The sequence below is a fragment of the Pseudomonas sp. QS1027 genome, assembly GCF_002814235.1.
Lineage (GTDB): Bacteria > Pseudomonadota > Gammaproteobacteria > Pseudomonadales > Pseudomonadaceae > Aquipseudomonas.
Window position 1 is genome coordinate 100,669 of the sequence record NZ_PHSU01000025.1, and the last position, 26,550, is coordinate 127,218.

Annotated in this window: 20 protein-coding genes; 3 read left to right on the forward strand and 17 right to left on the reverse strand. The window is 63.7% G+C overall.

What is annotated here, in order from left to right; all coding sequences use genetic code 11:
• Nucleotides 1-157 precede the first annotated feature (157 nt).
• From CWE01_RS22015 to CWE01_RS22025, 3 genes are all read right to left on the reverse strand, one after another.
• Nucleotides 158-2,461: a CHASE2 domain-containing protein gene (locus tag CWE01_RS22015; protein ID WP_100942653.1), complete on the reverse strand. Its 2,304-nt coding sequence runs from the start codon at nt 2,459-2,461 to the stop codon at nt 158-160.
• A gap of 18 nt (nt 2,462-2,479) precedes the next feature.
• On the reverse strand, nt 2,480-3,478 hold the full coding sequence (locus tag CWE01_RS22020) for a FecR domain-containing protein (protein WP_100942654.1): 999 nt from the start codon (nt 3,476-3,478) through the stop codon (nt 2,480-2,482).
• Nucleotides 3,479-3,807: 329 nt separating this feature from the next.
• Nucleotides 3,808-4,059, reverse strand: a complete 252-nt coding sequence (locus CWE01_RS22025) for a hypothetical protein (protein WP_100942655.1) — start codon at nt 4,057-4,059, stop codon at nt 3,808-3,810.
• A 235-nt stretch (nt 4,060-4,294) separates the two neighbouring features.
• Between CWE01_RS22025 and CWE01_RS22030 the strand changes: the two genes are divergently transcribed.
• The gene (locus tag CWE01_RS22030; protein ID WP_100942656.1) at nt 4,295-5,008 is read left to right on the forward strand and encodes a response regulator transcription factor; all 714 of its coding nucleotides are present in this window, start codon (nt 4,295-4,297) and stop codon (nt 5,006-5,008) included.
• Nucleotides 5,009-5,015: 7 nt separating this feature from the next.
• Here the strand turns inward: CWE01_RS22030 and CWE01_RS22035 are convergent, their stop codons facing one another.
• The 10 genes from CWE01_RS22035 to CWE01_RS22085 form a co-directional block, all read right to left on the reverse strand.
• Nucleotides 5,016-6,530 (reverse strand): YdgA family protein, encoded by a 1,515-nt coding sequence (locus CWE01_RS22035; RefSeq protein ID WP_100942657.1) that lies wholly within the window; start codon nt 6,528-6,530, stop codon nt 5,016-5,018.
• Between the two features lie 275 nt (nt 6,531-6,805).
• Nucleotides 6,806-7,441, reverse strand: coding sequence for an NADH:ubiquinone oxidoreductase subunit N (locus CWE01_RS22040; RefSeq protein WP_100942658.1), 636 nt, complete (start codon nt 7,439-7,441; stop codon nt 6,806-6,808).
• Nucleotides 7,442-7,543: 102 nt separating this feature from the next.
• The gene (locus CWE01_RS22045) at nt 7,544-8,992 is read right to left on the reverse strand and encodes an efflux transporter outer membrane subunit (RefSeq protein ID WP_100942659.1); all 1,449 of its coding nucleotides are present in this window, start codon (nt 8,990-8,992) and stop codon (nt 7,544-7,546) included.
• Nucleotides 8,989-9,888: an HlyD family secretion protein gene (locus CWE01_RS22050; RefSeq protein WP_100942660.1), complete on the reverse strand. Its 900-nt coding sequence runs from the start codon at nt 9,886-9,888 to the stop codon at nt 8,989-8,991. The genes CWE01_RS22045 and CWE01_RS22050 overlap by 4 nt, the downstream gene beginning before the upstream one ends.
• Nucleotides 9,885-10,094, reverse strand: coding sequence for a DUF1656 domain-containing protein (locus CWE01_RS22055; RefSeq protein ID WP_100942661.1), 210 nt, complete (start codon nt 10,092-10,094; stop codon nt 9,885-9,887). Before CWE01_RS22055 ends, CWE01_RS22050 begins: the two co-directional genes overlap by 4 nt.
• Nucleotides 10,091-12,175: an FUSC family protein gene (locus CWE01_RS22060; RefSeq protein WP_100942662.1), complete on the reverse strand. Its 2,085-nt coding sequence runs from the start codon at nt 12,173-12,175 to the stop codon at nt 10,091-10,093. The genes CWE01_RS22055 and CWE01_RS22060 overlap by 4 nt, the downstream gene beginning before the upstream one ends.
• Nucleotides 12,172-12,630: a MarR family winged helix-turn-helix transcriptional regulator gene (locus CWE01_RS22065; RefSeq protein ID WP_100942663.1), complete on the reverse strand. Its 459-nt coding sequence runs from the start codon at nt 12,628-12,630 to the stop codon at nt 12,172-12,174. Before CWE01_RS22065 ends, CWE01_RS22060 begins: the two co-directional genes overlap by 4 nt.
• 307 nt (nt 12,631-12,937) lie before the next feature.
• Nucleotides 12,938-13,216, reverse strand: a complete 279-nt coding sequence (locus CWE01_RS22070; protein WP_100942664.1) for a hypothetical protein — start codon at nt 13,214-13,216, stop codon at nt 12,938-12,940.
• Nucleotides 13,217-13,630: 414 nt separating this feature from the next.
• Nucleotides 13,631-13,876 carry a DUF2789 domain-containing protein gene (locus CWE01_RS22080; RefSeq protein WP_100942666.1) on the reverse strand — a complete coding sequence of 82 codons (246 nt, stop codon included), beginning with the start codon at nt 13,874-13,876 and terminating at the stop codon, nt 13,631-13,633.
• A 109-nt stretch (nt 13,877-13,985) separates the two neighbouring features.
• Entirely contained in the window at nt 13,986-14,447 is a 462-nt protein-coding gene (locus CWE01_RS22085; RefSeq protein WP_100942667.1) for an aminoacyl-tRNA deacylase, read from the reverse strand.
• 399 nt (nt 14,448-14,846) lie between these two features.
• On the opposite strand from CWE01_RS22085, the gene CWE01_RS22090 reads away from it, so the two are divergent.
• Both CWE01_RS22090 and CWE01_RS22095 read left to right on the forward strand, forming a co-directional pair.
• Nucleotides 14,847-15,428 carry an NfeD family protein gene (locus CWE01_RS22090; RefSeq protein ID WP_256579398.1) on the forward strand — a complete coding sequence of 194 codons (582 nt, stop codon included), beginning with the start codon at nt 14,847-14,849 and terminating at the stop codon, nt 15,426-15,428.
• Between the two features lie 2 nt (nt 15,429-15,430).
• Nucleotides 15,431-16,198, forward strand: a complete 768-nt coding sequence (locus tag CWE01_RS22095; protein ID WP_100942668.1) for a slipin family protein — start codon at nt 15,431-15,433, stop codon at nt 16,196-16,198.
• Between the two features lie 6 nt (nt 16,199-16,204).
• On the opposite strand, the gene CWE01_RS22100 is transcribed toward CWE01_RS22095, so the two are convergent.
• The 4 genes from CWE01_RS22100 to CWE01_RS22115 form a co-directional block, all read right to left on the reverse strand.
• Complete coding sequence (locus tag CWE01_RS22100; protein ID WP_256346882.1) at nt 16,205-17,194, reverse strand: sulfotransferase family protein; 990 nt, start codon at nt 17,192-17,194, stop codon at nt 16,205-16,207.
• Nucleotides 17,182-17,970 (reverse strand): aspartyl/asparaginyl beta-hydroxylase domain-containing protein, encoded by a 789-nt coding sequence (locus CWE01_RS22105; protein WP_100942669.1) that lies wholly within the window; start codon nt 17,968-17,970, stop codon nt 17,182-17,184. Before CWE01_RS22105 ends, CWE01_RS22100 begins: the two co-directional genes overlap by 13 nt.
• A gap of 91 nt (nt 17,971-18,061) precedes the next feature.
• Entirely contained in the window at nt 18,062-19,558 is a 1,497-nt protein-coding gene (locus tag CWE01_RS22110) for a TolC family protein (RefSeq protein ID WP_177144977.1), read from the reverse strand.
• Between the two features lie 92 nt (nt 19,559-19,650).
• Entirely contained in the window at nt 19,651-26,550 is a 6,900-nt protein-coding gene (locus CWE01_RS22115; protein ID WP_256579400.1) for an Ig-like domain-containing protein, read from the reverse strand.

Here is a 26,550-nt window from a genome sequence, read left to right on the forward strand (position 1 = left end):
GAGACCAATGCTCCTGCCGGGTCCAGACGCACAAGGCGGAGCCTAGCGACAGCGGTCGAGCGCGTCGTCCGCCTGTCGTTCTCGAAGGGTAGACCAAAAAACAAAGCTCAATATTTATTCAGTCAGTGCTCGTGAAAAAGACTGGAGCACTGCGCGGTCAGTCCTGCCAGAGAGGCAGGCACAGGGTGAACGTCGTGCCCTGGCCTTCGGCGCTGGCACAGTGAATACGCCCGTCATGCCGGTCGATCACCGCCTTGACCATCGACAGCCCCAAGCCCAGCCCTTCGGTGCTGGCGGAGGAGGCGAAGCGTTTGTAGGGGTCGAAGAGCTGTGGCAATTCCTCCACGCCGATACCCCGCCCCTGATCGCGAATGCTGCAGCTCAACTGGTTATCCGCCACCTTCACGTCGAGGCTGACGCAGGTGCCGGAAGGGCTGTATTTGATGGCGTTTTCCAGCAGGTTGAACAGCGCCCGGGTCAGCAGCGAAGCATCGGCCCACACCAGGCCTTCATCGACCTCGTCAAGTCGATGGCGCAGCTCGATGCCCTTGAGCTGGGCCAAGGGCGCCACCTGATCGAAGGCATCCAGCACCAGCATGGCGAACAGCACCGGCTCGAAGGTGTAGGCCTCCGACTCGGCCTTGGCCAGTTGCACGAAGGCCTCGGTCAGGCCCAGGGCCCGGCGGACCTGCTGTTCGATCTGGCGATAGAGCGGCGCATCGTCGTGCTCCGCGCGCTGCACTTCCAGCAACGCCAGGATCGCCGAATGCGGCGCCCGCAGGTCATGGGACAGAAAGCGCAACAAGGTCGCCCTTTGCTGCTCGGCCTCGCGCGCCAGGCTCAGGTCCGCCAGGCTGAACAGCCAGCCGACGGCGACTTCATCTTCCGTCGAGCGCAGCGGTGCCAGGTTCAGGTGCAGGGCGCGTTGGCGGCTATCGCGAAACTCCTGGCTCAGCAGTTCGGTCAAGGCCGGTCGTGCTGGCCCGTCCATGCCAGGAAAGCCAAGGCCCGCCAGACATTCGAGCCAGTCCTCGCCCACCAGCGCAGGCCCCAGCAACTCGCGCGCGCTGCGGTTGGCGAGCAGCACCTGGCCCCGGGTGTCGGTGATCAGCGTGGCGACGGGCAGGCATTCCAGGCCATCGGCCATGAATCGCCGTGTATCGCGGGTGCGCCCGAGGGCCTGTTCCAACGCCGCGATGCGGCCTTGCAATACATCGCCCTTGGGCACCAGGGGGCGGCGGCGTTCGGGCAACACCTTGGGCTCGTCGTTCAGACGGGCCAATTCCCAGCCGAAGTAGGCCAGCACCGCACTCAGGCGCCGCCAGTTCCAGATCAGGTAGGCCAGCAGAAAACCGCTGAGGCTGGCGGCCGGCGACCACCACAGGCCGAACCGCAGCAGTCCCCAGGCCGCCAGCAGCACCGCCGCCATGCTTCCGAGCGTCAGCCACAACGCATAACGCGCACGCACCAGCAGCCCGCCCAGCAGGAGTGCCACGGCCAACACCGACAACAACATGCCCGACAGTGGCGCCAACGCGACAATGCTGCGCTGCTGCAACAGGCCGTTGAGCAGGTTCGCCTGGATCTCCACTCCTGCGGTGGTGCCAGCCTGCTCGGACACCGGCGTGACATACCGATCCCCCAGGCCCGGGGCGGTGGCGCCGACCAGGATCAACCGATCACGCAGCAGCTCGGCCGGCACCTCACCACGCAGCACGCTGATGTAGGGAACACTGGGAAAGCCGCCGGCGATAAAGGGCACCAGGATGGCGCTCTGGCGCTGCCAGCCATGCTGTTCGGAGATGTCCGCAGTCCCTGGCATCGGTGGCCGCTCAGCCACTGGCAGCGCCATCTGATAGGCCAGCCAGGCCAACTGCTCACGGGGTTGGCGGACCGGACCTTCGCGCAGGTACACCCCACGCACCACGCCGTCGTTATCCGCTTCGACATTGATATGGCCGACCGCCCTGGCGCAGCGCCGCAACGGCTCGATCGGTTCGATTTCCGCCAGCGCCGTGGCAAATCGCGGCACACCTTCGCGCAACAGCGGTAGGACCACATTGCCGGCACGACACAGCGCCTGGGCCAGGCGCTCGTCACCACTACCAGCCGCCTCCGGTTCGCTGAAAATCACATCAAACAGGACACCCCGGGGCTGCGCCGCGCTCAAGCGCTCGAGCAGCTCGGCATGCACACTGCGCGGCCAGGGCCAGCGCCCCAGGGCCTCAAGACTGCGGTCATCGATAGTGACCAGCAAGATCCGTGGATCGACCGGCAAGGGACTCAGACGACTCAACCGGTCGTAGAGAAAATGACTGAATGCCAGGTTCTGGCTCAAGGAAAGCACGGCGGTCAGCGGCAGCAACAACAGGCCCACCCACAACCATTCGCGCAACAAACCACGGAACAGCCGTTGCGCCTGCGTCGGCTCGCGTCCCTCGTGCCGTCGCCACAACCTCATGAACGCCGGGTACCGCAGCTATTGCTCATGAACCGTCCTGGGCCAGTAGTAGATATCGTAGACCCCAGTCTGGCCTTCAAGTCCCTGTTCGTCGAATGCCGACAGCCGCACATGGTAGAACGCCGCCTGCAAACCGCTGAAGCGGATATCCGGGGTACTGGAAAACCGCTCCTGCTTGATATTGAGGAACGCCGCGTCGGTGGCGACTTGCGCCCGGTAGCGCCGGGCACCGTCCAGGGGCTGGAGAAAGAGTTGCCAGACCGGCTTGTCGCCGCGCTGGCCGTCCTGCCCGAGCAAGCGTGGGGCCGCCAGCAGGTCGACCGGCTTGAGCTCGCCCTTGTCCTGGATTTTCAGACCCTGCCGGGCGTTGACCCTGACCGCGGGCTCGCCCGCAACGGGCAATGTGTTGCGCACCTTGTTGCCGGAAGCCGGCGGCGCTTCGCCGCGACTCACCGCAACCTGGCCGTCGAGCACTTCAACCAGCGACTGACCGTCTTCGCTACGGGTGCGGAAGTGCGTGCCGCGAACGCCAAGCACGCCGACCGAGGTACGAATCTGGAAGCGATCATGCTCGCTGATGCGCTTGATCACGTAGGACTCGACCTGACCTTGTTCGAGCTGCAGTTGCGGGATCGACTGCGTCTCGTCCAGCTCCAGCCGTACCTGCGAGTTGGAAGGCAGCACGATCCGCGAACCATCGCCCAGCACCAGGCTGACAAAGGCATCGCCCGAGGTTCTCAGCCCTTCGTGCTCATCCAGGCTCATGCCCTCTTCCAGGGCCAACTGCTTGCCCTTGGCATCCAGCTTCCAGGCCTCCCCCGCCAGGTGCAGCACCACCGCCGGAAACGGCTGCGGACGGCATTGCTGTTCGCGATCGAGGTAAGGCGCGCGCAGGGCCGGCGTGGCCGCCAGGGCATTGCCAGCAAACAGGCAGAAGGCCGCGCCAAGCAGCAGGCGCAGGCTCGGTCGGGACAACAGGACAGGAAAAAGAGGCTGCGAAAAAAAGCGTTCGCTCATGGGCTTGGCCGCTCAGGCTCTGGAGGGAGCAGGATCGAAGTAAAGGAACAACGGCAAAAAGCCATCCGGGCCCATCATGCCACAGCGCCCTCAGTCAGCCTGATCGCACTGTGTTGCTTCGTATGAATGCACGCCAGGGTGTGGCGGAAAAATGGCCAAGGGAGGACATCCTGACCGTCCCTTGGCGGCGGCCCGTGTGGATCCGAACCGCCACCCGTCCGTGGGTCGGACTTGCTCCAAAGTGCCCCGGTATTACTGGGTCTACTCTATGGGTAAAACCAGAGCGCCCGGTGAATCTGCCAGATTTGTTCAGAATTGCCGGAGAATCCTCAGAACACCCAGCGCGGCTGTTCCCGTGGGCGGATGACTTCGCCGGTGGTCCACAGCGTCGGCGCGGCGAAGGGGGCTATCCACCGGCCCTTGGGCGCCACCGGCAGTTGCTCGGACACCAGCGAGGGACGGGCAGCACCGTAATGGAACAGCCCGACGACAAAACCGAAGCCAAGGCACAGGCTCAATCCGGACAACAAGCCGAGTACCGCCCAGGATGGCAAACCGCTGAAACGAAAGGGACTGCCCATGAATCCTTCTCCTTGACCGTGCAAATCGTTACCCTGCGCCTGACCCCGACAAGGGCCACAACACGCCAGGTAAAAGCCATTTGACATCAGCCTAGCCAGCCGCCGCCCGTCCTTGAGGAAATCGCCAGAATTGTTCAGATTTGACGGCAAACTTACAGACTTCCCTGTAGGAAATAGCCTGTAGAGTCCTCTTTTACAGACAGATCCGTGGCTGAACGAGGAGAAAGGTCCAGACATGCGTGTCGCCATACTCGACGACGAGCCCGCCGAACTGCGTCGGGTCGAACAGACGCTTGGCCAGATGGCCGGTGTCGGGGAAGCCCCCTGGACCCTGCACGGTTTCGAGCGCGGCGAAGACCTGTTGCGTCAGCTGCGCCGGGAAACCTTCGACCTGCTGATTCTCGACTGGCAGGTGCCGGACCTCAGTGGCCTGGCGCTGTTGCGCTGGACCCGCGAGCACATGGAAGTACCGCCACCGGTGATCATGCTCACCAGCCGCGATGCCGAGAGCGATATCGTCCTGGCCCTGGGCAGTGGCGCCGACGACTACGTGAGCAAACCGTTCCGCGCCAACGAACTCAAGGCGCGGGTCAACGCGGTGCTGCGCCGGCATGCCGGACAGCGCGGCAACGCCAGCACAATCGCCATCTTCAATGATTTGAGTTTCGACGACGCCGAACTGACCGTGACCCGCTCAGGCAGCCCGGTCAATCTGACCGAGCGTGAGTATCGCCTGGCCCGCTGCCTGTTCAGCAACCTCGGGCGGCCGCTGTCGCGCGAGTATCTCTACAAGCGCTTCTGGCCCCATGAAGAAATGCTCTCGTCACGTCCCCTCGATACCCACATCTATCGCCTGCGCAACAAGCTGGGCCTGACCGCCGAACACGGCTGGCAGTTGCTGACGATCTACGGCTATGGGTATCGACTGGAAAGCGTCACCTCTGGCTGAACGCCGCTTAAGGCTGTTCGCCGCCGCCCGCACCACCGAACTTGGTCAGCAGCAAGGTGATGAAGTCTTCCACCGGCATCTTCTGCCCGTTGAAGTCCACCTGGCCATTGGCGTAGTGCAGCGTCGAGATGATATCGCTGCCTTGCACCGTCGCCATCTCCGTGGACAAGGCCATGGTGCCGGCCATTTCACTGGCCATCGAGGCTTGACGGGTGATGGCCGCAGGGTCGGTCTGACCCTGGATCTGCGCCTGCAGGCCGGCCAGGTCGGCGATCATCGGCTTGGACAGCGAGACCTTGGCATCCAGTTGCGAAACCAGTTGCTTGCCCAGCTCCACGGGTGGCAGCTCGGTGGAAGACGGGTTGGTCAGGTCCAGCACCAGGCTGGCGCGGCTCTCGCCGTTGGCGGTCTTGATCGAGAAGTTTTCCAGGGCGATCTGCGGCTTGCCGGTCAACAATTGCTTGATGTCCGCTTCGGCCTGGGTCTGCTGGGCCGGGGTCAGTTCCGGGACCGCCGCCTCAGGGTCTTCAGCCCCTGCCGCCTGGGCTTTTTGCAGCGCTTCCAGCTGGACCTGGTACAGCTTGATCAGCGATTGCATCGCCGGGAAATCCAGGTTCTTCGCCGTCCAGCTCATCTGGGCGCTGCCCACCGGCTTGTCGTTGTAGTCGATGGAGGCGATGTTATAGGCCAGACGTCCGGAAAGCACATTGCCCTGCGCTTGCGTCGAGTCTTTCTGCTCGAACCCTTTGATCGTGACCACCGCCGGCTTGACGCCGAAGCCCACCTTGGTCTCGCTCAGTTCGATAGTGTTCTGCCCCAGGTAGAAACCCAGGTCGCTCTTGGTCAGGTCGCTGGCCAGGGTCAGGCCGTTCAGTTCGAGCTGCACCGGCCCCTGCTCAGGGGTGACCGTGGACACCTTGAGGTCATCCATATAGCCGTTGAGCTTGATCTTGGCGGCCTGGTCGCTGGCGGTCACCGCCAGGTTCAGCCCGGAGAATTTCAGGCTGGTGTTGGCGTCCGGCGTGAAGTCCAGCGGCACCAGTTCGATATTGCCGTCCACCGAACGGTTGTAGCCCAGGGCAACCTGGCCCTTGAGCGGTGCGGCGCCCTTGGCGGCGTCGAACCACTTGGCGGTGACGTCGTTCTTTTCCAGCTCGTAGTTGCTGTTGACCATCACCGGCGCCAGCTTGAACGCCTTGAGACGCGACCACGGCAAAGGCCCGTGCTCGATATGGTCGACGAACAGCAGCTCGATGTCTTTCTTCTCGGTGCCGGCCTGCAGGTTCTGAAACTTGACGCGGTAGTGCGCGGTGCTGGTGAACAGATTGCGATCAAGCGATACCAGCTCGATCTGCGCGCTGCCGCCGGCACTGGCCAGGGCAGTCTTCAACTGTTGGTTGGCTTCCTGGATCGAAGTGTTCAATACCCCTTCCAACTGATTGCCGGTGTACCACGCGCCGACGGTGCTCACCGCACCGACCACCACGACAAAACCTAAAAGCAAGCCTGCTGATTTATTCATGAATTGACCCGATCGATGTCCGTTGAATGGAAAAATGCTGGTCTTCCTGACCCCTGACCGGAGCCGGCTCGACAATGCCCGAAAGGACGCAGGGTAGCATTTGCCGGAGCAGGCCCCAAGGCTTTGCCCACGGAGCCACTGGCTACTACTTCATCCTACGGACAATAGCGAAATGACTGACAACGCAGTACGGGAATAGTGCGCTCGGCAGCGCTCATCGGCGGCCACTCGGGTTGACGGCGGGTCGACGACCGCCGGGCAGGGACAGGGACGACTCAGGAATACTGGACTTCCATCTCATCCAGTTGATGGTCGAAAGTCTTCAAACGCGCGGTCCAGGTGTACACCAGCACCTCGAAGTCGCGGTTGATCACCACGCCGTTCGGCGAGTCATTGCGCGGGTCGCAGACGTCCAGTTGATAGCGCTCGCGGGCCATGGCCGTGGCCACATCGGACAATTCGCGGGCATTGGTCAGCCAGTGGCGTTCGTCATGGGCCACTTCGTGGTCGAGTTTCAGGCATTGGATCTTGAGCATTTCCAGGCTTTTTTCCAGCGGCGTACCGGTGAGTTCGCCCATGACCTCCTGGAAGGTCCGGCCCGGTTGCCAGTAGCTGCCCCAGAAATACCGGTCGAAGACGGTTTCGACCCGGCGCAGGGCAACTTTGGTGTCCCAGACCAGCACCAGGGTCTTGCTCTGGGACAGTTGGCGTTTCTTCACCTGCTGCGCCTGGTAACTGGCCCAGGCCACCACGGCGATGGACATCACCGCGATCAACGCCGTGGCGCTGTCGAGAAAGACCAGGGCCTTGTCGATCTGGTGCGCCAGCATGACGCCATAGAAGTAGGTCGCCGAAAGCAGGACCAGCGCCACCACCGCACACCAGAAACCAGGAGCATAAGGGTTTTTCATTATTAGAATCCCCATCGGGCCACGCTGACCACGATGGTTAGGATTCTCCCAGCGCTCCCCACCAGCGGCGACCAGCCGATAGTTCAAAGCATAGCAACGGACTCAGGGTTGCGCGTGTTCGGCAGGTGGCGTTCGTCCGCTTTCCCAACCGCCGCCGAGGGCCAGGAACAGATCGATCTGGCTCATCGCGACCTGGGTGTTGGCCGAGGCCAGCTGGGCGCGTACATCGGTGTAGGTGCGGGTTGCCTGCAAGTCGGCGAGGAACGAGGCGCGACCGGCCTTGAAGAAACGGTGCGTCTGGTCCGCGGCGAGCTTGGCCGAATTCCCCGCATCGGCCAGGGCATCGCGGCGGTCGAGCTGCGCGGTGTACTGGGCCAGGCTGGTCTGGGTTTCGCGGATGGCGTTGAGCACCACACCGTCGAAATGCGCCAGGACGCCCTGGGTGGTGGCCTCGGCTTCACGGATACGCGCGCGGGCGCCGTTGGTCGGCACGCTCCAGCTGATCGCCGGGCCGAAGCCCCAGCGATTGGTCGACGGATCGCCGAGATCCTTGAGGATACCGACCGTCCCCACCGTGGCCCCGATGCTGATGTTCGGGTACAGCTCGCCCGTGGCCACGCCAATGCCGGCCGTCGCTGCCGCGAGCCGGCGTTCGGCCTGGCGGATATCGGGACGGCGCTTGAGCAACTCGGCACCGTCGCCCACCGGCAACAACTGGGTGATATGCGGCAGTGCGGCGCAATCGGCGACACCGGCCGGCAACTGGTCAAGCGGCTTGGCCAGCAACATCGACAGGCGATACAAACCGGCCTGGCGCGCGGCCTGGTAGCGCGGCAGTTCGGCGCGCAGGGATTTGAATTGGGTCTGGGAACGGGTGACCTGGGTTTCGTCGCCGCGCCCGGCGTCGCGCAGACGTTTGGTCAGCTCGGTGCTCTGGGATTGCAGCGCGAGGGACTCCTCGGCAATTCCGCGTTCTTCGTTGGCCGCGCAGATCTGGGTATAGGAGCGCACCACATCCGCCACCAGGGTGATGCGGGCCACGTCGCCCGCCGCCTGGGTCGCGTCGGCATTGGCTTTCGCCGCCTCGATGCCACGCTGCAAGGTGCCCCACAGGTCGAACTGGTAGGAGGCGGAAATCGCGATATCGCCGACGTTGGCCACCGGCACCTTTTCCGTCAGCAGGTAGGCCTGGCCGGACTCCTGCAAGCGCTGGGCGCCGGCTTTTATCCCGGCACTGAAGCCGCCGGCCGCCTCGGCCTCTTCCACCTGGGCCCGGGCCCGCGACAGGCTCGCCGCCGCCACGCGCAAATCGGTGTTGGAGGCCAGGGCCTGGCGGACCAGCTCATCCAGGCGCGGGTCCTGGTACAGGCGCCACCAATCGGTCGGCACGGGCGCCGACACCACATTGTCGCCTTCACCGGCGAGCGTCCCTTGCAGGTCCTTGCGTTGCATCGCCGAGTCGGCCGGCAGGTGATAATTGGGACCGACCATCGAGCAGGCCGACAGCATCAGGCCAAGGCCCAGGGTCGCGACTTGCGCCAGCGGTTTCATTGCGCGGCCTCTTTCTTCGGCGCGGCCTTGGCGTCATCGATGATCGACACCGTGGCCGTGCGACCGGCGATCATGCGGAAGTCCGCCGGCACGTCGTCGAAGGCGATGCGCACCGGAATCCGCTGGGCCAGGCGCACCCAGCTGAACGCCGGGTTGACGTTGGGCAGCAGGTTCGTGCCGCTGGTGCGGTCACGGTCCTCGATCCCGGCGACGATGCTTTCGACATGCCCGCGCAACCGCGCGTTGTCACCGATCACCCGGATGTCCACAGCCTGGCCGACATGAATGCCGTCGAGCTTGGTTTCCTCGAAATAACCGTCGATATGGAAGGAGCTGCTGTCCACCACCGCCAGCACCGGCCGCCCGGCGGTGACGAACTCCTGCTCGCGGGGCGCACGGTCGTTGACGTAGCCGTCCACCGGGCTGCGGATCACCGAACGGTCGAGGTTCAACTGCGCGGCGTCCACCGCCACCTGGGCTTCGGCCAGGGCCAGTTCGGCACGGGCGACCCGCGACTGGCTTTCTTCCAGTTGCTCGCCGGCCACCAGATTGCCCAGACCCCGGTTGCGCTTGTTCTCGCGCTGGGCCTGGGCCAGGGTTTCCTGGCGATCGGCGACCGCGGCCCTGGCCTGGCGCAGCGCCAGCTTGAAGCGATCCTGGTCGATGCTGAACAGCACCTGCCCGCGGCTCACCGGCTGGTTGTCGCGCACCTGCACCTGCTGGATCAGGCCGGACACGTCCGGGGCGATCTGCACGATATCGGCGCGGATATGCCCGTCCCGGGTCCAGGGGGCAAACATGTAGTACATCACCATGCGCCAGACCACCAGGCAGGCGAAGATCACCACCAGCAAAGTCAGGACTACACGGCCAATGGTCAAAAGAGGTTTTTTCATGTCATCAGGTATCGACTGAACGAATCCACAACGCCCAGCAACAAAGCGTAGAGACCGACGTTGAACAAGGCCCGGTGCCAGACCAGGCGGTAGAAGTGGAGACGCGTCAACAGCCCGTGCACCACCAGGTACAGCGCATACGTAATGCCCATCAGCACCAGCAGCGTGGGCAGGAACACCCCGCTGATATCCAGCTCACCGATCATAACGGCACTCCATTGATCCCATACGGAACGCTCTCCGGCTGATCGCCGCTATCGACGAACTCGACGCCGGGCAACAACGCCAGGCGCAGGCCACTCAAGGCGTGTAGCAGGTGCAGGCGGGTTTCGCCATCGTCCAGCCCCTGGGAACTCAGAGCCCGACGCGTGCGGTCCATCGTCATCAGCAAAGGCGCTGGGGCCGGCAGACGCTCGCGGGCCTTGAGACAGGCGCGGAAGTACTCGCCGACCTCTTCCACCACCTGCTTGAGCAGCACATTCGCCACCCCCAGCACGCGAGGGGTGTAGGCCAGCAGGTCGAGCAGGTTGAGCGCGACGCGCAACTCGCGCAGCGCCGCGCCGGTGTCCTGGCCGGTCATGGCCAGGCGCGGCAGGTGCTGCATCAACCGGTCGAGCATCTGCGCACCCATGTGCCGGTGCTCGGCCAGGGTCGCCGGCTCGGTCAGCTTGACGATGTCGTGCCAGCTGAAACGGGTCAGGCGCTTGGCTGCCAGCTCGGCGCCGAAAGGCCGCGCCACGAGGGTCCAGACAAAGGCGAACAGCAAGCCCACGGGACCGGCCAGGTTGGCGTTGGAGAAGTTCAGGAAATCGGCGTCATAGGCCCCTGAAATGCTGATAAAGGACGAGGTATTGACGATGGTCAGCAAGGTCCCGAGGTAGAAACGCGGCTGCACGGTGAGGGTGCCGACACAGATAAAGGGCACGGCGAAGGCCAGCACCAGCATCGGGAAATCATGCAGGTTGGGCAGCACCACGAACAGGTAGAGGCTGGCGAAAATCACCGACATCGCGGTCCAGAAAAAGAACCGGTAGATCTGCGGTGCCGGGTCGTCCATCGCCGCGAAAAAGCTGCAGGCGACCGCTGCGAGGATCACCGCGCTGGCCCCATCGGTCCAGCCGAGCAGGATCCACAGCACCGAGGCAACGATGATCGCCAGCACCGTCGAACCCGCCGAATAGAGCATCAGGCCACGGTCGAGAAAGGGTGTCAGGCGGCTCAGGCGCCAGTGGCGGTAGACCGCGCGCCAGCTGTCCTGGCTTTCGCACTGGATGGCGTATTGCAGGCTGCGCAGGTCCTGCCACAGGTCGACCCATTCGCCGAGGCGGTAGAGGGCGTTGGAGAACAGCAACTGGCGGCGGTCATCCAGCTCGACCGGGCTCGGTTGCAGGCTCTCGATCTCGGCGCGCAGGGCTTGCCAGCGTTCGACCGGCGCTTCTTTTTTGGTGCTTTCCAGCCATTCGCGGGTAGCCACGAGCAAGGGTTCGAAACGCGCCACCAGCTCCGGCGTGCGCCGCGCCATCGCATACAGGGCATCGTCCAGGGCGTCGACCACCGGCAGCAGGTGAATCATCCGCCCGCGCAAGTCCTTGGTATTGCGCACGGTCTGCGGCCGGGCGCCTTCGTGGGGTAGCTGACCGATCATCAATTCGAGGCTGTTGAAGGTCGCCACCATCGCCGAACGCAAGGCGCTGACTTCATCGGCCTGCACATCACGGGAAAGGAATCGCAGGCTGTAGGTCGAGGCATCGGCGAACCACTTGCCCGCCGCGTCGATAAAAACCGGGGCCAGGCGCCGGGGCCAGAACATGCTGCCGACCACCGCCGCCACGGCGATACCGAGAAAGATCTCCTCGGTCCGCGACACCGCCACATCGAACACCCCCAGGGGGTTGTCGACTACTGGCAGGGCGATCATCGGCATGGTGTAGCCAGCGAGCATCAGCGCATAGCTGTTGGCGGTGCGCAGGTGCAGCGAGAGAAACAGCAGAATGCCGGTCCAGAGCGCGATCGCCACCACCAGCAGGTAGGGTGTCTGCACGAACAGCGGGACAAACAGCACCGCCGCCGAAGCGCCGAGAAAGGTCCCGACCGCGCGGTACAGGGCCTTGGAGCTGGTGGGACCGACGAAGGGGCTGGAAACGATATAGACGGTGGCCATGGCCCAATACGGGCGCGGCATCTCCATCAGCAAGGCGATATACAGCGCAATCATCGAGGCGGCGAAGGTGCGCACGCCGTAGAACCAGTCGCGGGCGGGAGGCATGCCGGTCCAGAAACCATTCACGGGTTCGCCACTCCCAGATTGCGCCCGGCCGCTTCGAAGGCACGGATCACCCGCAGCGCCGCTTCCAGGTCAGCGGGAGCGAAACCGTCGAGCACTTCGCCGCGCAGGCGGATCAACTGGATTTCGATGTCCTGCATCAGCCGCTCGCCGGCCTCGGTCAGGCTCAGGCACTTGGCCCGGCGGTCACTCGGGTCTTCGCTGCGCAGCACATAACCGGCATTGCACAACTGGTCGAGCAGGCGCACCAGCGACGGGCTTTCCATCCCCGCTTCCTGGGCCACGGTCACCTGGCGTACGCCCGGCCCCATGCGCCCGACCAGCAGCAATGGCATGGCGCAGGCTTCGGAAATCCCATAGTTGACGAGCGTGGTCTGGCACACCCGGCGCCAATGGCGCGAGGCGACGACGAGGCCGGCACTGATGTGCTTGTGCAGCTGTTCGAGGTGCTTGGACACGGGGAGATTCGCATTGTTAGTTTGCTAACTATCAATATCTCGCATCAGTTGGGGGCTCGTCAAGTTTTGAAACAATTACTTCATTCGACCGGGGGACGGCTGGGGACAGGGTGGCCCGGCTGAACTCAAGCCTAGTTCACGGGCGATGAGGTGTTTGGAGAATCGTCGGGCTTGAATCGTAGCGTGATGTAAAAATTCTGCTGTTTTGGCTTGGGAAACTTCAGCGTTCTTGCACCGTTGCTCTGTGCCTGTGGACGGCGCTGCCCGCCACAATGGGGACGAGCAGCGATTGGATGAAAGCCACGCGTCACGCTTGCGATGGGGTTTCCAGGGGGAGACGGAACTGGATCCGGTCGAGAATATCCAGGCCATCCTGCAGCAGCAGGTAAGCCCCGTTGGTCAGCCGGTACAGATCGGCGTCGTCGATGTTCCTGACGGTGACCGAGGTGAGGGTTTCCAGTTGCGCGGTACCCGCACGGATGCGGGCGCAGGCGGTTTCGTGGAGCAGGCGTAGCGGGGCTTGGGTGTCGATCAGCAGGACTGGGGTGCCGGCGGGGTTAGTGGTTAACGGGTGATATGTCGTCATGACTAGGGCTCCAAAGTTATAGACCTAAAGCCATGGTTGATCGGATCGCCAAATCCTCTGTCAGCAGGTGCCGACGGGTCAAATTATAGGGTTGAAAAATCAAGGGACACAACAGAGGCAAAATGCCCAAGGCCGGATAAAGCGTTACCAAGCATGACGCCGATCCAGAAGACAACGAGTGACTGTGGGAGCGGAGCTTGCCCGCGAAGCTTTTAGCGGTTTCAGGGACCTCTTCGCGAGCAAGCTCTGCTCCCACAGTTTCTTGCCAGACTTGGGATCGTTCTTAACTGAACGGCACTAGGACAAGCTCGCTGGCCACACGACCACAGAAAAAACTGACTAACGCGATTAAAGCCCAGTTTTTTTTACTCTTCCCCAGATTTTTTTACATTTGGGGCATTTTCCACATTTTTTTTACACCCCTCTCCCCTTCCTCAACAACACATCCAACTGATCCACCACTTCCGCCCAGTCGGCGTCGTCCAGGATCTCGCCACGCAGAAAGTCCGCCTGGCTCTCGCTCCAGAAAAACGCGTCGGCCAGGTGCAGTTCCGGCTTGAGCGGCGAATGGGTGGCGATAAAACGATCAATGCTGACCGGGTCATCGGGCAGGCCCAGTTGCTTGAACAGGGACGGCAGGCTGTGATCAGGTGATTCCATGGGGGACTCCGGTATAGGGAAAATGGCGGTACTGGTCAGACAGCTTCGCGAGCAAACGCGTTCCCGCTGTGAAGCACCGCGCGAATAGAGAACAGCCAGCGCCAAGCTCTCAGTGACAGACCTCGCACACCTCGGCATGGGGCACCAGCTTCAGGTACTGGTCCATCTGCATATGCACCAGGTTGTGGTGATTGCCGGCTTCCAGGTAGATGTCGTGCTGGCGGGTCAGTTGCGGATCGACCACCATTTTCAAGCCATAGGACTCACCCAGCGCCGGCACCGCGCCGCGTTCGCAGTCCTGGAACAGATAGGCCAGGGTGCTTTCCCGGGTGATCTGCCAGGTGCTGGCGCCGCGGACCTTGCTCAGGTCCAGGTGCTGGCTGGCGGGCAGGACCGCCATCAGGTAGTGGCCGTGCTGGTCGTCGAGGACCACCGATTTGGCCATGCGCTCGGCCGGGATTCCCGCCAGGCGGGCGGTTTCCAGGCTGCTGGACGAATGCGGATGAGCGACGATATCGAATTCGCAGTGCGCCTGTTCCAGGCTGCGCTGCACGGTTTTTGCCATGCGCATGATGCACCTCCGGGCCCTGTCGAATGCCCCAGGGCGATGGGTTTGCTGCATTCCTTGAGTAAGAGTCTAGGCAGTTCACCGCCGGGCGTCGGCTTAACGTCAGTAACCGTTCTCGCTATTGCAGGTCCTCGATAGTCGAGTCGGGTCTAAACAGGTTTGGGCCCCACGGTATTTTGCGCAGCAACACCGAACCTGTAGGAGCCGGCTTGCTGGCGATGAGGCCAGTCAGTCTTGCATCGCCTGATCGGCCGTCATCGCCAGCAAGCCGGCTCCTGCAATGACCGTATTTTCAAGTCCGAGACCGTATCGGCGGGAGCTGCAAGGCTGCGTTTATCCGGCGGCGCGCCTCCACTCGACTAAGCTTCTTAATGGGGGTAACGAATCTCGCGGAGAATTCAAGTGAGCGGTCGTTGCTGGTGGGCCTGGTTGTTGTTCGGGTGGCTGATCGTCTGGCCCGTCGGGCCCCAACTTGCCGAAGGCGCCGACTCCGTCGTGACCGTGCTGGTGCTGCCCATCGACGATTCCGGTTCCGGGCTGATCCTGCTTGGCATTGCCCTGATCGTCGCCGAAACCCTGCTGCCCAGCTTTGGCCTGATCGGCTTCAGTGGTCTTGTCGCGTTCGTGCTGGGGATGCTGATCCTGTTCGACCCACAGCTGTTCGACGACAACACCGCACGACCGTTGAAACTCACCCTGATGCTGATCGGGCTGCTCTTGCTGGTCGGCTTGATCGTCGCGGCCCTCAAGGCCCGCCAGCGCCAGGTGGTCAGTGGCGACGCCGGGCTGGAAGGCAGCCTGACCCCGGTGACCGCCCTGAAAGTCGGCAATGCCTACGCCGGCTGGGTACAACTGCAAGGCGAAAACTGGCAGGTCCTCAGCCCCACACCGTTGCATCCCGGCCAACAGGTCCGGGTGATCGCACGCAAGGGCCTGCTCCTGGAAGTGAACGCCGTTGACGACCCGCCTAGGCGAGGAGATTGATCATGGTCCTGCAATTGGGTTCCGGCGCGCTACTCGCGCTCCTGCTGCTGATGCTGCTGGCATCGACCTTTCGTATCCTGCGCGAATACGAACGCGGCGTAGTGTTCCAGCTCGGGCGCTTCTGGCAGGTCAAGGGACCCGGGCTGATCATCTTGATTCCGCTGGTGCAGCAGATGGTCCGGGTGGACCTGCGCACCGTGGTCCACGATGTCCCGCCCCAGGACGTGATCACCCGCGACAACGTCTCGGTGAAGGTCAATGCGGTGCTGTATTTCCGCGTGCTCGACCCGCAGAAAGCGATTATCCAGGTGGAGAATTTTCTCGCCGCCACCAGTCAGCTGGCCCAGACCACGTTGCGCGCGGTGCTCGGCAAGCACGAGCTGGATGAGCTGCTGGCCGAGCGGGAAAAGCTCAACTCCGATGTCCAGCAGGTGCTGGACGCCCAGACCGATGCCTGGGGGATCAAGGTGGCGAACGTCGAGATCAAGCATGTCGACCTCAACGAGTCGATGATCCGCGCCATCGCCAAGCAGGCCGAGGCCGAACGGGAGCGGCGGGCCAAGGTGATTCACGCCGAAGGGGAATTGCAGGCTTCCGAGAAATTGATGCAGGCCGCGGAAATGCTCGGGCGTCAGCCGGGGGCCATGCAGTTGCGGTATATGCAGACGCTGTCGTCGATTGCCGGAGACAAGAGCTCGACCATCGTGTTTCCACTGCCGATCGAGTTGTTGAAGGGGATGGCGGATCTGTCGGCGAAAAACAAGACCTGACGCGCGTTAGCGTTGACGTCCATTGCGCACGATCAAGAGACGGCCGGATGTTCCTGGAGGATTGCGTTCAGCTCGCAAGGTTTCCAATGCCTGATAAGGCCCCTCGGCCCAGAACGCCACCCGCTCCCTGAGCCGCTCCGACGCCTCCCGGTGCTTGTCCTGGCTATCCGGCACAAACATCTGGTCCGGCTGCTTGGCGTGCTGCCGCACCACGGAAAACACCTGGGCGCGTTGCTCCGCGTCGAGTCCGAAGAACTCCCCCAGATGCCCTTCCAGCGCCCCCGGCAACTCGCTGTAGTTGACCGGCAAACCGCCAAAAGCCACGCAGTGCTCCCAACCCTTCTGAAGGATCCGCCCGATGCGCGCCGCGATATAGTCCTCCCGCGAGTCGTCCTGCCCCGGCGTGTCCAACACGCTATGACCGATCATCCCCGGCACCATCTGCAGTCCGGCCCGGCGCACATGGGACACGGCGATTTCCAGCGGATCGCGGTACAGGAACAGCCAGGGCGTCTCGGGAAAACACTCGCGCAGCAACGGCAACTCGCCGATATTCCAGGCGTCCAGCTTGATCACCAGGGCCTGCTCACTGCCGCTCCGGCGCTGACCGTAAGCCGCCAACAAGCCCTGCAGGGCCGCACGCTGCTCCGGCGGATCGAGGTCGTCACGCAACAGGCGGTCGAGGGGCGGCGGTTCGCTGATCACGATATGGCTGTCCAGCTGCGCCAGCATCTGGCCGATCAGCGTCGAACCACAGCGCGAGGCGTGATAGATAAACGCGCTCGGCGCCACGGCCGGCACCTGCCATTCGCTGAGCACCACCAGCGGCGTCTCACGCCGAAAGACCTGGTTGAACGGCAGTTGCAGGGCCGCGTCCACCGAATCGGCAAAAAATGGCTGATCCAGCCGACGCTCGCCGAACCAGCACCAGTCGACACGCCAATGGGCCTCTTCGCGCCAGACGCGAATCGGCAGCCAGTCCTTCAGGCCGTCCATGGTTGATTCCAGCGCCGGCCACGGGTCATGGCCGCGTGCAGGTCCTCATGGGCGAAGTGCAGGCCATGGGCGGCGGCGCGCTCCAGGGTCCGGGCAATAAAGGCTTCGCTGTCGGTGTGCGCTTGCAGCTCGCGACACAGTTGCGGGTCACGCTCCAGCCATTGGCGAAATTGCTCGAGCGCCATGGCCGCGCGACCCACGCCGGGCGCCGGGGTACTCGGCAGGCCCGCGACAATCTGCTGCTCCAGCCAGGCACTCGGACGACAGTCGAGCACCAGGTGAACCCGCTCGCTATCGCCCCAGTTGTCGACGCTGTGGGGCCGCGCCAGATCGAGAAACCAGCATTCACCGGCCTTCATGGGAATGCATTGCCCATCGAGCATGAACTCCACGTCGGGCGGGCTGAGCAAGGGAATATGCAGGCGCCGGTCGGCGTCCGGAGGGCTGAGGTCGTAATCGCGGTGCTCATGAATCCGCCCACCCGGTCCCAGCCGCAGCAGGCGCGCCGAACGGATTTCCAGGGGCAGCCCCTGCAAGCCATAGGACCAGCGCGCGTCTTCCAGCCACGGCTTGCGCGCAATCGCCTCGCCTTTGCCCGACGCCAACTCGCCCGGGGCATCGTTGGCGGACACCAGCGCCACCCCGCTCCACTCGCCGGCGTAGTAATCGCGATTGAAATGCGCCACCCAGGCGCTATCGCCCAAGTGCGCCAAAGCCTGGCGCAGCAGTGGCAGGTCCACGGTGACCGGCAGGCGGGAAAACGCCGGCCGGTTCAAGAGATCACTCCGCCCGCGCCCAGCCTGTCGAGCAAGCGCTCGACACAGGCCTCGCGCCGGCTGGCGCTGATTGACCCCGTGGGCAGGTCGGTCATTTCGCTTGAGCAGGCCTCACAGGTTCATCGATATTGCCCGCGGCCCAGTCGGATTCACGGGTGGCCAAGGCCCCGGCAATCGCCTGGATCTTGGTCGAAGACACTTCCGGCGGCAGCGGATCGAGCCCGGCACTGGCAAAGATCTGCCCATAGGCGTTGCGCAGGTCGGCATAGGCCAGGTCGCGACGCAGGTCGGCCTGCAAGGTGTTCAGCTCGCCCTGGATCAGGTCCAGTTCACCGAGCCCCGCCGCCTTGTAGCGGTTGCGCAGCTGGCCGGCGATCTGCCCGTCAATGTTCGACAGTTGCTGGCTGGTCTTGAACTGGCGCACCGCTTCGTTGAAGTTGGCATTGGCCACGTAGAGCTGGGCCAGCACCGCGATGGACATGGCCTGGCGACGTGCCGTGGCGACTTCTTCACCGGCCTTGGCCACGTCGATGGCCGCCGGGGCGGAGATCACGTTGAACAGGTTCCAGGTGACCTTGACGCCGTAGTCGGCCCACTTGTCGTTGACCAGGAAGGAGTTGCTGTCGTAATGGCCGCCGGCGGAGAATTCCAGGCCCGGCAGCAGGCGCAGCATGGCCTTGCGGGTTTCATTGGCGCTGATGCGGGTCTGGTAGTCCTGCTCGCGCAGTTCCGGACGATTGGCCAGGGCCTCCTGTTCCAGCTTGCCCATGTCGACCTTGAGTTGCGGAATCTCGTAGTTTTCCGGGGTCGCCAGGGTCAGCTCGGTGCCCATGGGCAGGTTGATCAGGGTCGCCAGTTCGGTCTTGGCCAGGGTCAGGGCCTTGCGCTGTTCTTCCAACTGGCGTGTGGCGACGATCAGGGCGCGCTGGTAACCCAGGGCCTGGATCGGATCGCCGATACGCTGGTCGCTCATTTTCTCGCTGTTGCCCTGGGCCTGCTCGACCCGCGCCATCAGGCTGTCGATCTGCTTGAGCAGGCGCTCGGCGGCCACGGCACGCCAGTAGGCCGAACGCACGTCCTGGACGATGGTGTTGACCACCTTGCGCCGACGTTCCTGGACGATCAGCCGTTGATCGCCCTGTTGCTTGGCACTGATGTAACTCACGCCGAAGTCGAGCACGTTCCAGACCATGGTCAGGTCGCCGACACGACGGTCGCGGTCCTGGGAGGTCGATGGGACCAGGGATTGCTCGCCGGTCTGGACGTTCTGGCTGCTGGAAGCACTGACGTTATTACGCCCGGCGTAGCCGGCGGACAGCGCCATGCGCGGCAGCATGTCGAAGCTGGCGAGGTCGAGTTGGCGCTTGGCCAGGGCCTCTTCCATGATCTTGAGCCGGCCTTCGAGGTTGTACTTCACCGCACGGGCCATGGCCTCATGCAAGGTCAGCGGGCCATTCAGCGGCTCCTGGTCCTTGAACATGGTCTGCATGTCGCTCTTGGCGCGTTGTTCGCTGACGCTGCGATCGATCGGCTCGCTGGTGACGGCACAACCACTGACTACCAGCGCCAGCAAGCTGGCGCTGAACAACTTATGACTTCTTCTCATCCCTAGTACCGCCCCTGACTACCGCACTCTTCTTATAGGCGCCGACAAAGGTCAGCGCAGATCTCAAATATTGTTCAGGCCGACATTTCGCTGATGCCGACTTGTTCCAAAGCCCAGGCTAGTTCATGCAGCTGTTTCTGCTCGCCATCTTTGATTTTCTGCAATTGCTGCCCCAGGGTCGGCGCGCCGAAAATGCCGCGCACGCCCTGGGCCGGATCGCCCAGGCCCTTGCCGTTGCGGTCGAAGACCTGACTGGTGGAGGTGTCGCTGTTACCCGAGTCGCGGTTGAAGATGCCCGACACGGTACTGCTGCCGAACACGCCGCCATCGCCGCCGCCAAACCCGAGGAAACCACTGGTACTGCCCGTGGCACCGCTGTCGGTACTGAACACCTGGGCGATATAGCTCGGCGCCAGGGCGTTCTGGTTGATGAAGATATTCCCCAGCGGCGGTATGCCGTCGCCCGAGGTGCGCTGCTCGAACAACGGCGGGAAGCCCAGCGGTGAGCCGAGGTCGCCGGTCGGGGCGACGCTGATCTGTGGCTGCAAGGGCAGGTTCGGCGCATCCGGCCGTGCCACTGGCGATTCCACGCGGAACTGTGGATCGCCGCCCAGTGCGACGGTGTTGACCGCGAAGTTGTTGGAGTTGGCGAAGCCGGTCCCGGCGTTGCCGGCCAGGTCCGTGACCAGGCTGTTGTCCAGGGTGATGAAGTTGCTCGGGTCGGTGACGTTCGCCGACGGGGTCAAGGTCGCGGTCCAGGTCTTGCCGCCGTCGGCGCTGGTCAGGTTGGACAGGGTGCCGTTGGCCACGCTCAGCTCCGAGAGGTCGAAATTGCTGACTTTCTCGCTGAAGGTGAAGGTCACCACGGTGGTCTGGCCGGTGGTCAGGTTCGGGTTGGCGACGCTGATGGTCGCCGTTGGTCGATTGGCATCGAGCGCGTAGTTGTTGGAAATCGCGATGCTCGCCCCGGTATTGCCGGCGGTATCGCTGACCAGGCTGGTGTCCAGCACGATCAGGTTGGTGGCATCGGTGACGGCAGCCGTCGGGGTCAGGGTTGCGGTCCAGGTCTTGCCGCCGTCGGCGCTGGCCAGGTTGGACAGGGTGCCGTTGGGGACACTGAGCTCGGACAGGTTGAAGCCGGTCACCACTTCGCTGAAGGCGATGGTCACCGTGGTGGTCTGGCCGATGCCCAGGTTGTTGTTCGCCACGGAGATGGTCGCGGTCGGACGCTGGGTGTCGACGCTGTAGGTGTTGGAGTCGGTGGTACCGCTGCCGGCGTTGCCCGCAACGTCACTGACGGCCGTGTTGTTCAGGGTGATGATATCGCCGGTATGAGTCACCCCGGCAGTCGCGGTCAGGGTCGCGGTCCAGGTGATCCCGCCGTCACTGCTGCTCAAACCGCTCAGGGCGCCGTCGGCGACGGTGAACGCGGCGGTTGTGAGCCCGCTGACCGCCTCGCTGAAGGTAATGGTCACCAGGGAGGTCTGGCCGATGTTCAGCGCGCTGTTGGCGACCACGATGCTCGCCGTCGGACGCTGGGTATCGATGGCGTAGTTGTTGGAATCGGTGGTGCCCGTCCCGGCGTTACCTGCCAGGTCGTTGTAAGTGGTGTTGTTCAGGCTGATCACGTTGCTGGCGTGGGCGATATTGCTGGTCGGGGTGAAAGTCCCGGTCCAGGTGATACCGCCATCGCTGCTGCTCATCGTGCTCAGTGTGCCATTGGCGACGGTCAGGTCGGCGTTGCTGAAACCAGTCACCGCCTCGCTGAAGGTGATGGTCACCCCGGCGGTCTGGCCGATGTTCAGGGCCGAATGGTCGATCACCACCGAGGCCGTCGGCGCCACGGTATCGACGCCATAGGTATTGGACAGAGTGGTGCCCGCGCCAGCATTGCCGGCGAGATCGCTGACCAAGGTGTTATTCAGGCTGATCACGTCGCCGGTGTGGGTCGTGGCCGCATTCGGCGTTAGGATCGCGGTCCAGGTGATGCCACCGTCGCTGGAACTGACCGCGCTCAGCGTACCGTCGGCGACCGTCAGATCGGCATTGCTGAAACCGGTCACCGCCTCGCTGAAGGTGATGGTCACCAGCGAGGTACCGCCGATCTTCAGGCTGTTGTTGACCACGATGCTCGCCGTCGGCCGCTGGGTGTCGACGCTATAGGTGTTGGAGTCGGTGCTGCCGCTGCCGGCGTTGCCCGCGCCGTCACTGACGGCCGCATTGTTCAGGGTAATGATATCGCCGGTATGAGTCACCCCGGCGGTCGCGGTCAGGGTCGCGGTCCAGGTAATCCCGCCGTCACCGCTGCTCAAACCGCTCAGGGTGCCGTCGGCGACGCTGAACGCGGCGGTTGTGAGCCCGCTGACCGCCTCGCTGAAGGTAATGGTCACCAGGGAGGTCTGGCCGATGCTCAGTGCACTGTTGGCGACCACGATAGTGGCCGTTGGGCGCTGGGTGTCGATGGCGTATGTATTGGAGGTAGTGGTACCGCTACCAGCATTGCTTGCGCTGTCGCTGAACAGGGTGTTGTTCAAGGTGATGACATCGCCGGTATGGGTCACCCCAGGATTCGCGGTCAGGGTCGCGGTCCAGTGGGTGCCATCGACCTGGACCAGGTTGCTCAAACTGCCATCGGCGACAGTTAACGCGCCGGCGGTGAGATTGTTGACCGTCTCGCTGAAGGTGATGGTCACCAGGGAGGTGCTACCGTTGACGTTCAGCGCCGTGTTGGACACCACGATGGTCGCGGTCGGCGCCACAGTATCGATGCCATAGGTATTGGACAGGGTGGTTCCCGCGCCAGCGTTGCCGGCGAGATCGCTGACCAAGGTGTTATTCAGGCTGATCACGTCGCCGGTGTGGGTCGTGGCCGCATTCGGTGTCAGGGTCGCGGTCCAGGTGATGCCGCCGTCGCTGGAGCTGACGTTGCTCAGCGTACCGTCGGCGACCGTCAGGTCGGCATTGCTGAAACCGGTCACCGCCTCGCTGAAGGTAATGGTCACCAGCGAGATACCGCCGATATTCAGGGCCGGGTTCGCCACCACGATGCTCGCCGTCGGCCGCTGGGTGTCGATGCTGTAGTTGTTGGAGTCGGTGACACCGCTGCCGGTGTTGCCCGAGGCGTTCGCCACGAGCGTGTTGTTCAGCTCGATCACGTTGCTGCTGTGGGTGATGTTGCTGGTCGGGGTAAAGGTCGCCGTCCAGGTGATACCGCCGTCGCTGCTCTGCACCGCGCTCAGGGTGCCACCATCGATAATCGTCAGGTCTGCGTTGCTGAAGCCGGTCACGGCTTCGCTGAAGGTGATGGTCACCAGCGAGGTTTCGCCGATCTTCAGAGCGTTATCCGCCACCACGATGGTCGCGGTCGGACGCACGGTATCGATGGTGAAGTTGCCCGAGTTGGTGATACCGGTGCCGGCGTTGCCCGCCCCATCCTGCACGCCGCTGTTGTTCAGGCTGATGAGGTTGGTGGTGTCATGAACGCCGTCGGTCGGGGTGAAGGTCGCCGTCCAGGTGACGCCAGCGTCGCTCGTGCTGACGGCGGTCAGGGTGCCGTTGGGCACGCTCAGGTCGTTGTTGTCGAAGCCGTTCACCGCCTCGCTGAAGGTGATGGTCACCAATGAACTCTGCCCGGCCGCCAAGGTCGGGTTGGCGACCACGATGGTTGCCGTCGGGCGTGTGCTATCGAGGGCATAGGCATTCGAGCTGGTGGTCCCGGTACCGCTGTTGCCGGCACCGTCGATCACCGTGCTGTTGTCCAGGACGATGTGATTGTTGTTTTGGGTGATACCCGGCGTCGGCGTCAACAGCGCGGTATAGGTGATGTTGTCGCTGGTGCTCAGACCGCTGAGGGTACCGTTGTCGGTCGTCAGGTCGGCCAGGGCCATACCGCTCACCGCCTCGCTGAAGGTAATGGTCACCGTGGAGGTACCGCCGATGCCCAGGTTGTTGTTCGACACAACGATAGTGGCGGTCGGGCGTACGCCGTCGATTGCCACGTTGTTGGACGTGACGGTGCCGCTACCGACGTTGCCCGCAGCGTCACTCACATGACTGGTGTCCAGGGTGATGTGGTTGCTCGCACTGACGATCGCAGCCGTCGGGGTGAAGGTCGCAATCCAGGTGACGCCACCGTCGCTAGTGCTCACCGTGCTCAGGGTGCCATTGGACACCGTCAGGTCGGCGTTGGTAAAACCGGGCACGGCTTCGTTGAAAGTGATGGTCACCGGCGAGGTCTGGCCGATCCCCAGGTTGGTATTGCCGAACACGATGGTCGCGGTCGGCAGCACGGTGTCGACGGCGTAGGCGTTGGAGGTGGTGGTACCGCTGCCGGCGTTACCCGCGACGTCGCTGATCGCGGTGGTGTTCAGGGTGATGACATCGCCGACATGGTTGACCCCGGGGTTCGCGGTCAGGGTCGCGGTCCAGTGGGTGCCGTCGACCTGGACTAGGTTGCTCAGACTGCCATCGGCAACAGTTAACGCGCCGAGGGCAAGATTGTTGACCGTCTCGCTGAAGGTGATGGTCACCAGGGAGCTGTTACCGTTGACGTTCAGCGCCGTGTCTGACACCACGATGGTCGCGGTTGGTCGCACGGTGTCGACGACGTAGGTGTTGGAGGTGGTCGTACCGGTACCGGCGTTGGTCGCGGTATCGGTATAGAGGGTGTTGTCCAGGGTGATGACGTTGCCGCTGCTGTTGTTGCTGGCGCTCGGTGTCAGGGTCGCGGTCCAGTGGATATTGTCGCTGGTGGTCAGGTTGCTCAAGGTCCCATTGGACGCCGACATGTCGGCCAGGCTGAAACTGCTCACCGCTTCGCTGAAGGTAATGTTCACCGTCGAGTTGACCGTGGTGCTCAGCGTAGGCGCGACCACCGAGACGGTCGCGGTCGGGCGCACGGTATCGATGGCATAGTTGTTGGACGAGGTGGTGCCGGTTCCCGGTGTACCCGTCGACGTGGAGGTGACGCCGGTATTGTCGAGGACAATATGGTTGGTGGCGCTGGTCACGCTCGAGTTCGGTGTAAAGGTCGCGGTGTAGGTGATGTTGTCGCTGGTCGTCAGGGTGCCCAGGGTACCGTTGGCAATCGTCAGGTCGGCGTTGGTGAAACCGGTCACCGCCTGGTTGAAGGTAATGGTCACCAGCGACGTGCTGCCAATGTGCTGGGCGGTAGTGCCGACCACTATGGTCGCGGTCGGAGCCGGCGCATAGGCGGTGTTGAGCGTGCCGCCGTCGTTGAAGATATTGTTCACCGCCGCCACGCTGGCGCCGGTACCGCCGCCGCCCAGCGCCGGACCACCGGAGCCGCTGCCACCAACGTTGCCGGTCATCGCCGCGAAGTTGGCGGCGGTCATCAACAACGTGCCTTTGTTCCAGATCGCGCCGACGCCTTTGCCGGCCGCTCCACCGGAGTCGGCGGAGCCGCCCAGGCCACCGCCGCCGCCGCCACCACCGCCAGCAGCGATGTTGCTGGAAATCACTGAAGTGCCGACGATCGTCAGGGTACCGGTGCTGGCGTTGTAGATACCGCCGCTGGCCGAGGCACCGGCCCGGCCGGCTTTGTCCCAGCCAGAACCGCCGCCGCCGCCGCCAATGGAAATGGTGCCATTGTTCGCCGTGCCGCCGGCCCCGCCGTTACTGTAGTTGGCGGCGCCTATACCGCCCGCGCCGCCGGTGCTGCTACCCCCCTTGCCACCCATGTAGCTGGGGTTGTAGCCGCCGCCGGTACCGCCGTGGTTGGCGGTGCCGGAGGTACCGCCATAGACCCCCGTACCGTAGCCCGAGCTACCACCATGACCACCATTCTGTCCGCCAAGAGCACCGCCACCGCCACCGCCGCCACCAACCGCGCCGCCGACGTAGGGCGCCGTGACCCCGCCGCCGCCGCCGCCGCCCGAGGCCGCGTTGCTGGTCACCGTGACATTGTTCAGGGTCAGGTTACCGGCGTTGACAATACCGCCGCCCATCGCCGCAGTGCCATCGACCCCGGCCGCCGCGCCATTGCCCACCGCCAACCCCTGGGTAATGACCAGCCCGTCCAGGGTCGCGGTGATCCCGGAATTGACCATGAGCACCTGGGTCTTGTATTGCCCGCTGAGGGTCACATCGGGTGTGCCGTTGTGGTCCAGGTCGCCTTCGATGGTGAGGTTCTTGCTGATGACCAGTTGCGAATTCAGGTTGACCGTCATGCTGGCGTTGAAGGTGATGATATCGCCCGCCACCGCGCTGCTCAGGGCCGAACGCAGTGAACCGACGCCACTGTCAGCGTTGCTGGTCACGGTAATGGTCGACAGGGCGTACTGGTACGCGGCCATGGCGTCGGCCGAGAGCACGTTGTGGCTTTCGATGACACCGGTGGAGATTTCCAGGGTCCAGTCGCCGCCCAGGCCGGTACGGTTGTCGGAAGCGGCGATATCGCGCCCGGTGTATTGCGCCAGGGAGTCGACAAAGCCGATGCCGGTGGCACCTTCGGCGGTATTACAGGCGTAGATCAGGATATCGCCGCCGACATTCATGTCATTGCCGATGCGCGCCAGGACATCGGCCCGCGCCGCGACGTTGGTCGACGATAGATAGGTGCTGCCCAGCCACAGGTCACCCGAATTGCCGTGAGCGATGATTTCCACGGTGCTCACGCCCTGGTGGGTGTCCAGGTAGTCGGCGATCTGTTGCAGGCCATCCTTGCCGGCCTGCAGCACCACCACCTGGGTGCCGGGAGCGACGCCCTTGAGCAGGGCACTGAAATCCTGCACCCGCGAGTCGACGAAGACCACCGATTGGCCAGGTACGGCGGCTGGGGCCGGGGTCGGCGTGGCATCGGATTGCGGGTGGGCATCGGAGCTTGCCGCCGTAGAGTCCGTGGCCGGCGCCTTCGCCGCATCGGCAGTGGTGTGATTGGCCGGCTGCGCGGCATCAACTACCGTGGCCGCCACGGCGCCGTCGAACAGCATGCGCGGTTCAAGCGGGATAATCAT

What these genes read in the sequence shown, in the direction of transcription:
- CWE01_RS22030 (WP_100942656.1), top strand. Translation starts at nt 4,295, where the DNA reads ATGCGTGTCGCCATACTCGACGACGAGCCCGCCGAACTGCGTCGGGTC.
- CWE01_RS22040 (WP_100942658.1), bottom strand. Translation starts at nt 7,441, where the DNA reads ATGAAAAACCCTTATGCTCCTGGTTTCTGGTGTGCGGTGGTGGCGCTG.
- CWE01_RS22100 (WP_256346882.1), bottom strand. Translation starts at nt 17,194, where the DNA reads ATGGACGGCCTGAAGGACTGGCTGCCGATTCGCGTCTGGCGCGAAGAG.
- CWE01_RS22055 (WP_100942661.1), bottom strand. Translation starts at nt 10,094, where the DNA reads ATGATCGGTGAGCTGGATATCAGCGGGGTGTTCCTGCCCACGCTGCTG.
- CWE01_RS22095 (WP_100942668.1), top strand. Translation starts at nt 15,431, where the DNA reads ATGGTCCTGCAATTGGGTTCCGGCGCGCTACTCGCGCTCCTGCTGCTG.
- CWE01_RS22025 (WP_100942655.1), bottom strand. Translation starts at nt 4,059, where the DNA reads ATGGGCAGTCCCTTTCGTTTCAGCGGTTTGCCATCCTGGGCGGTACTC.
- CWE01_RS22020 (WP_100942654.1), bottom strand. Translation starts at nt 3,478, where the DNA reads ATGAGCGAACGCTTTTTTTCGCAGCCTCTTTTTCCTGTCCTGTTGTCC.
- CWE01_RS22080 (WP_100942666.1), bottom strand. Translation starts at nt 13,876, where the DNA reads ATGGAATCACCTGATCACAGCCTGCCGTCCCTGTTCAAGCAACTGGGC.
- CWE01_RS22115 (WP_256579400.1), bottom strand. Translation starts at nt 26,550, where the DNA reads ATGATTATCCCGCTTGAACCGCGCATGCTGTTCGACGGCGCCGTGGCG.
- CWE01_RS22035 (WP_100942657.1), bottom strand. Translation starts at nt 6,530, where the DNA reads ATGAATAAATCAGCAGGCTTGCTTTTAGGTTTTGTCGTGGTGGTCGGT.
- CWE01_RS22050 (WP_100942660.1), bottom strand. Translation starts at nt 9,888, where the DNA reads ATGAAAAAACCTCTTTTGACCATTGGCCGTGTAGTCCTGACTTTGCTG.
- CWE01_RS22045 (WP_100942659.1), bottom strand. Translation starts at nt 8,992, where the DNA reads ATGAAACCGCTGGCGCAAGTCGCGACCCTGGGCCTTGGCCTGATGCTG.
- CWE01_RS22070 (WP_100942664.1), bottom strand. Translation starts at nt 13,216, where the DNA reads ATGACGACATATCACCCGTTAACCACTAACCCCGCCGGCACCCCAGTC.
- CWE01_RS22085 (WP_100942667.1), bottom strand. Translation starts at nt 14,447, where the DNA reads ATGCGCATGGCAAAAACCGTGCAGCGCAGCCTGGAACAGGCGCACTGC.
- CWE01_RS22015 (WP_100942653.1), bottom strand. Translation starts at nt 2,461, where the DNA reads ATGAGGTTGTGGCGACGGCACGAGGGACGCGAGCCGACGCAGGCGCAA.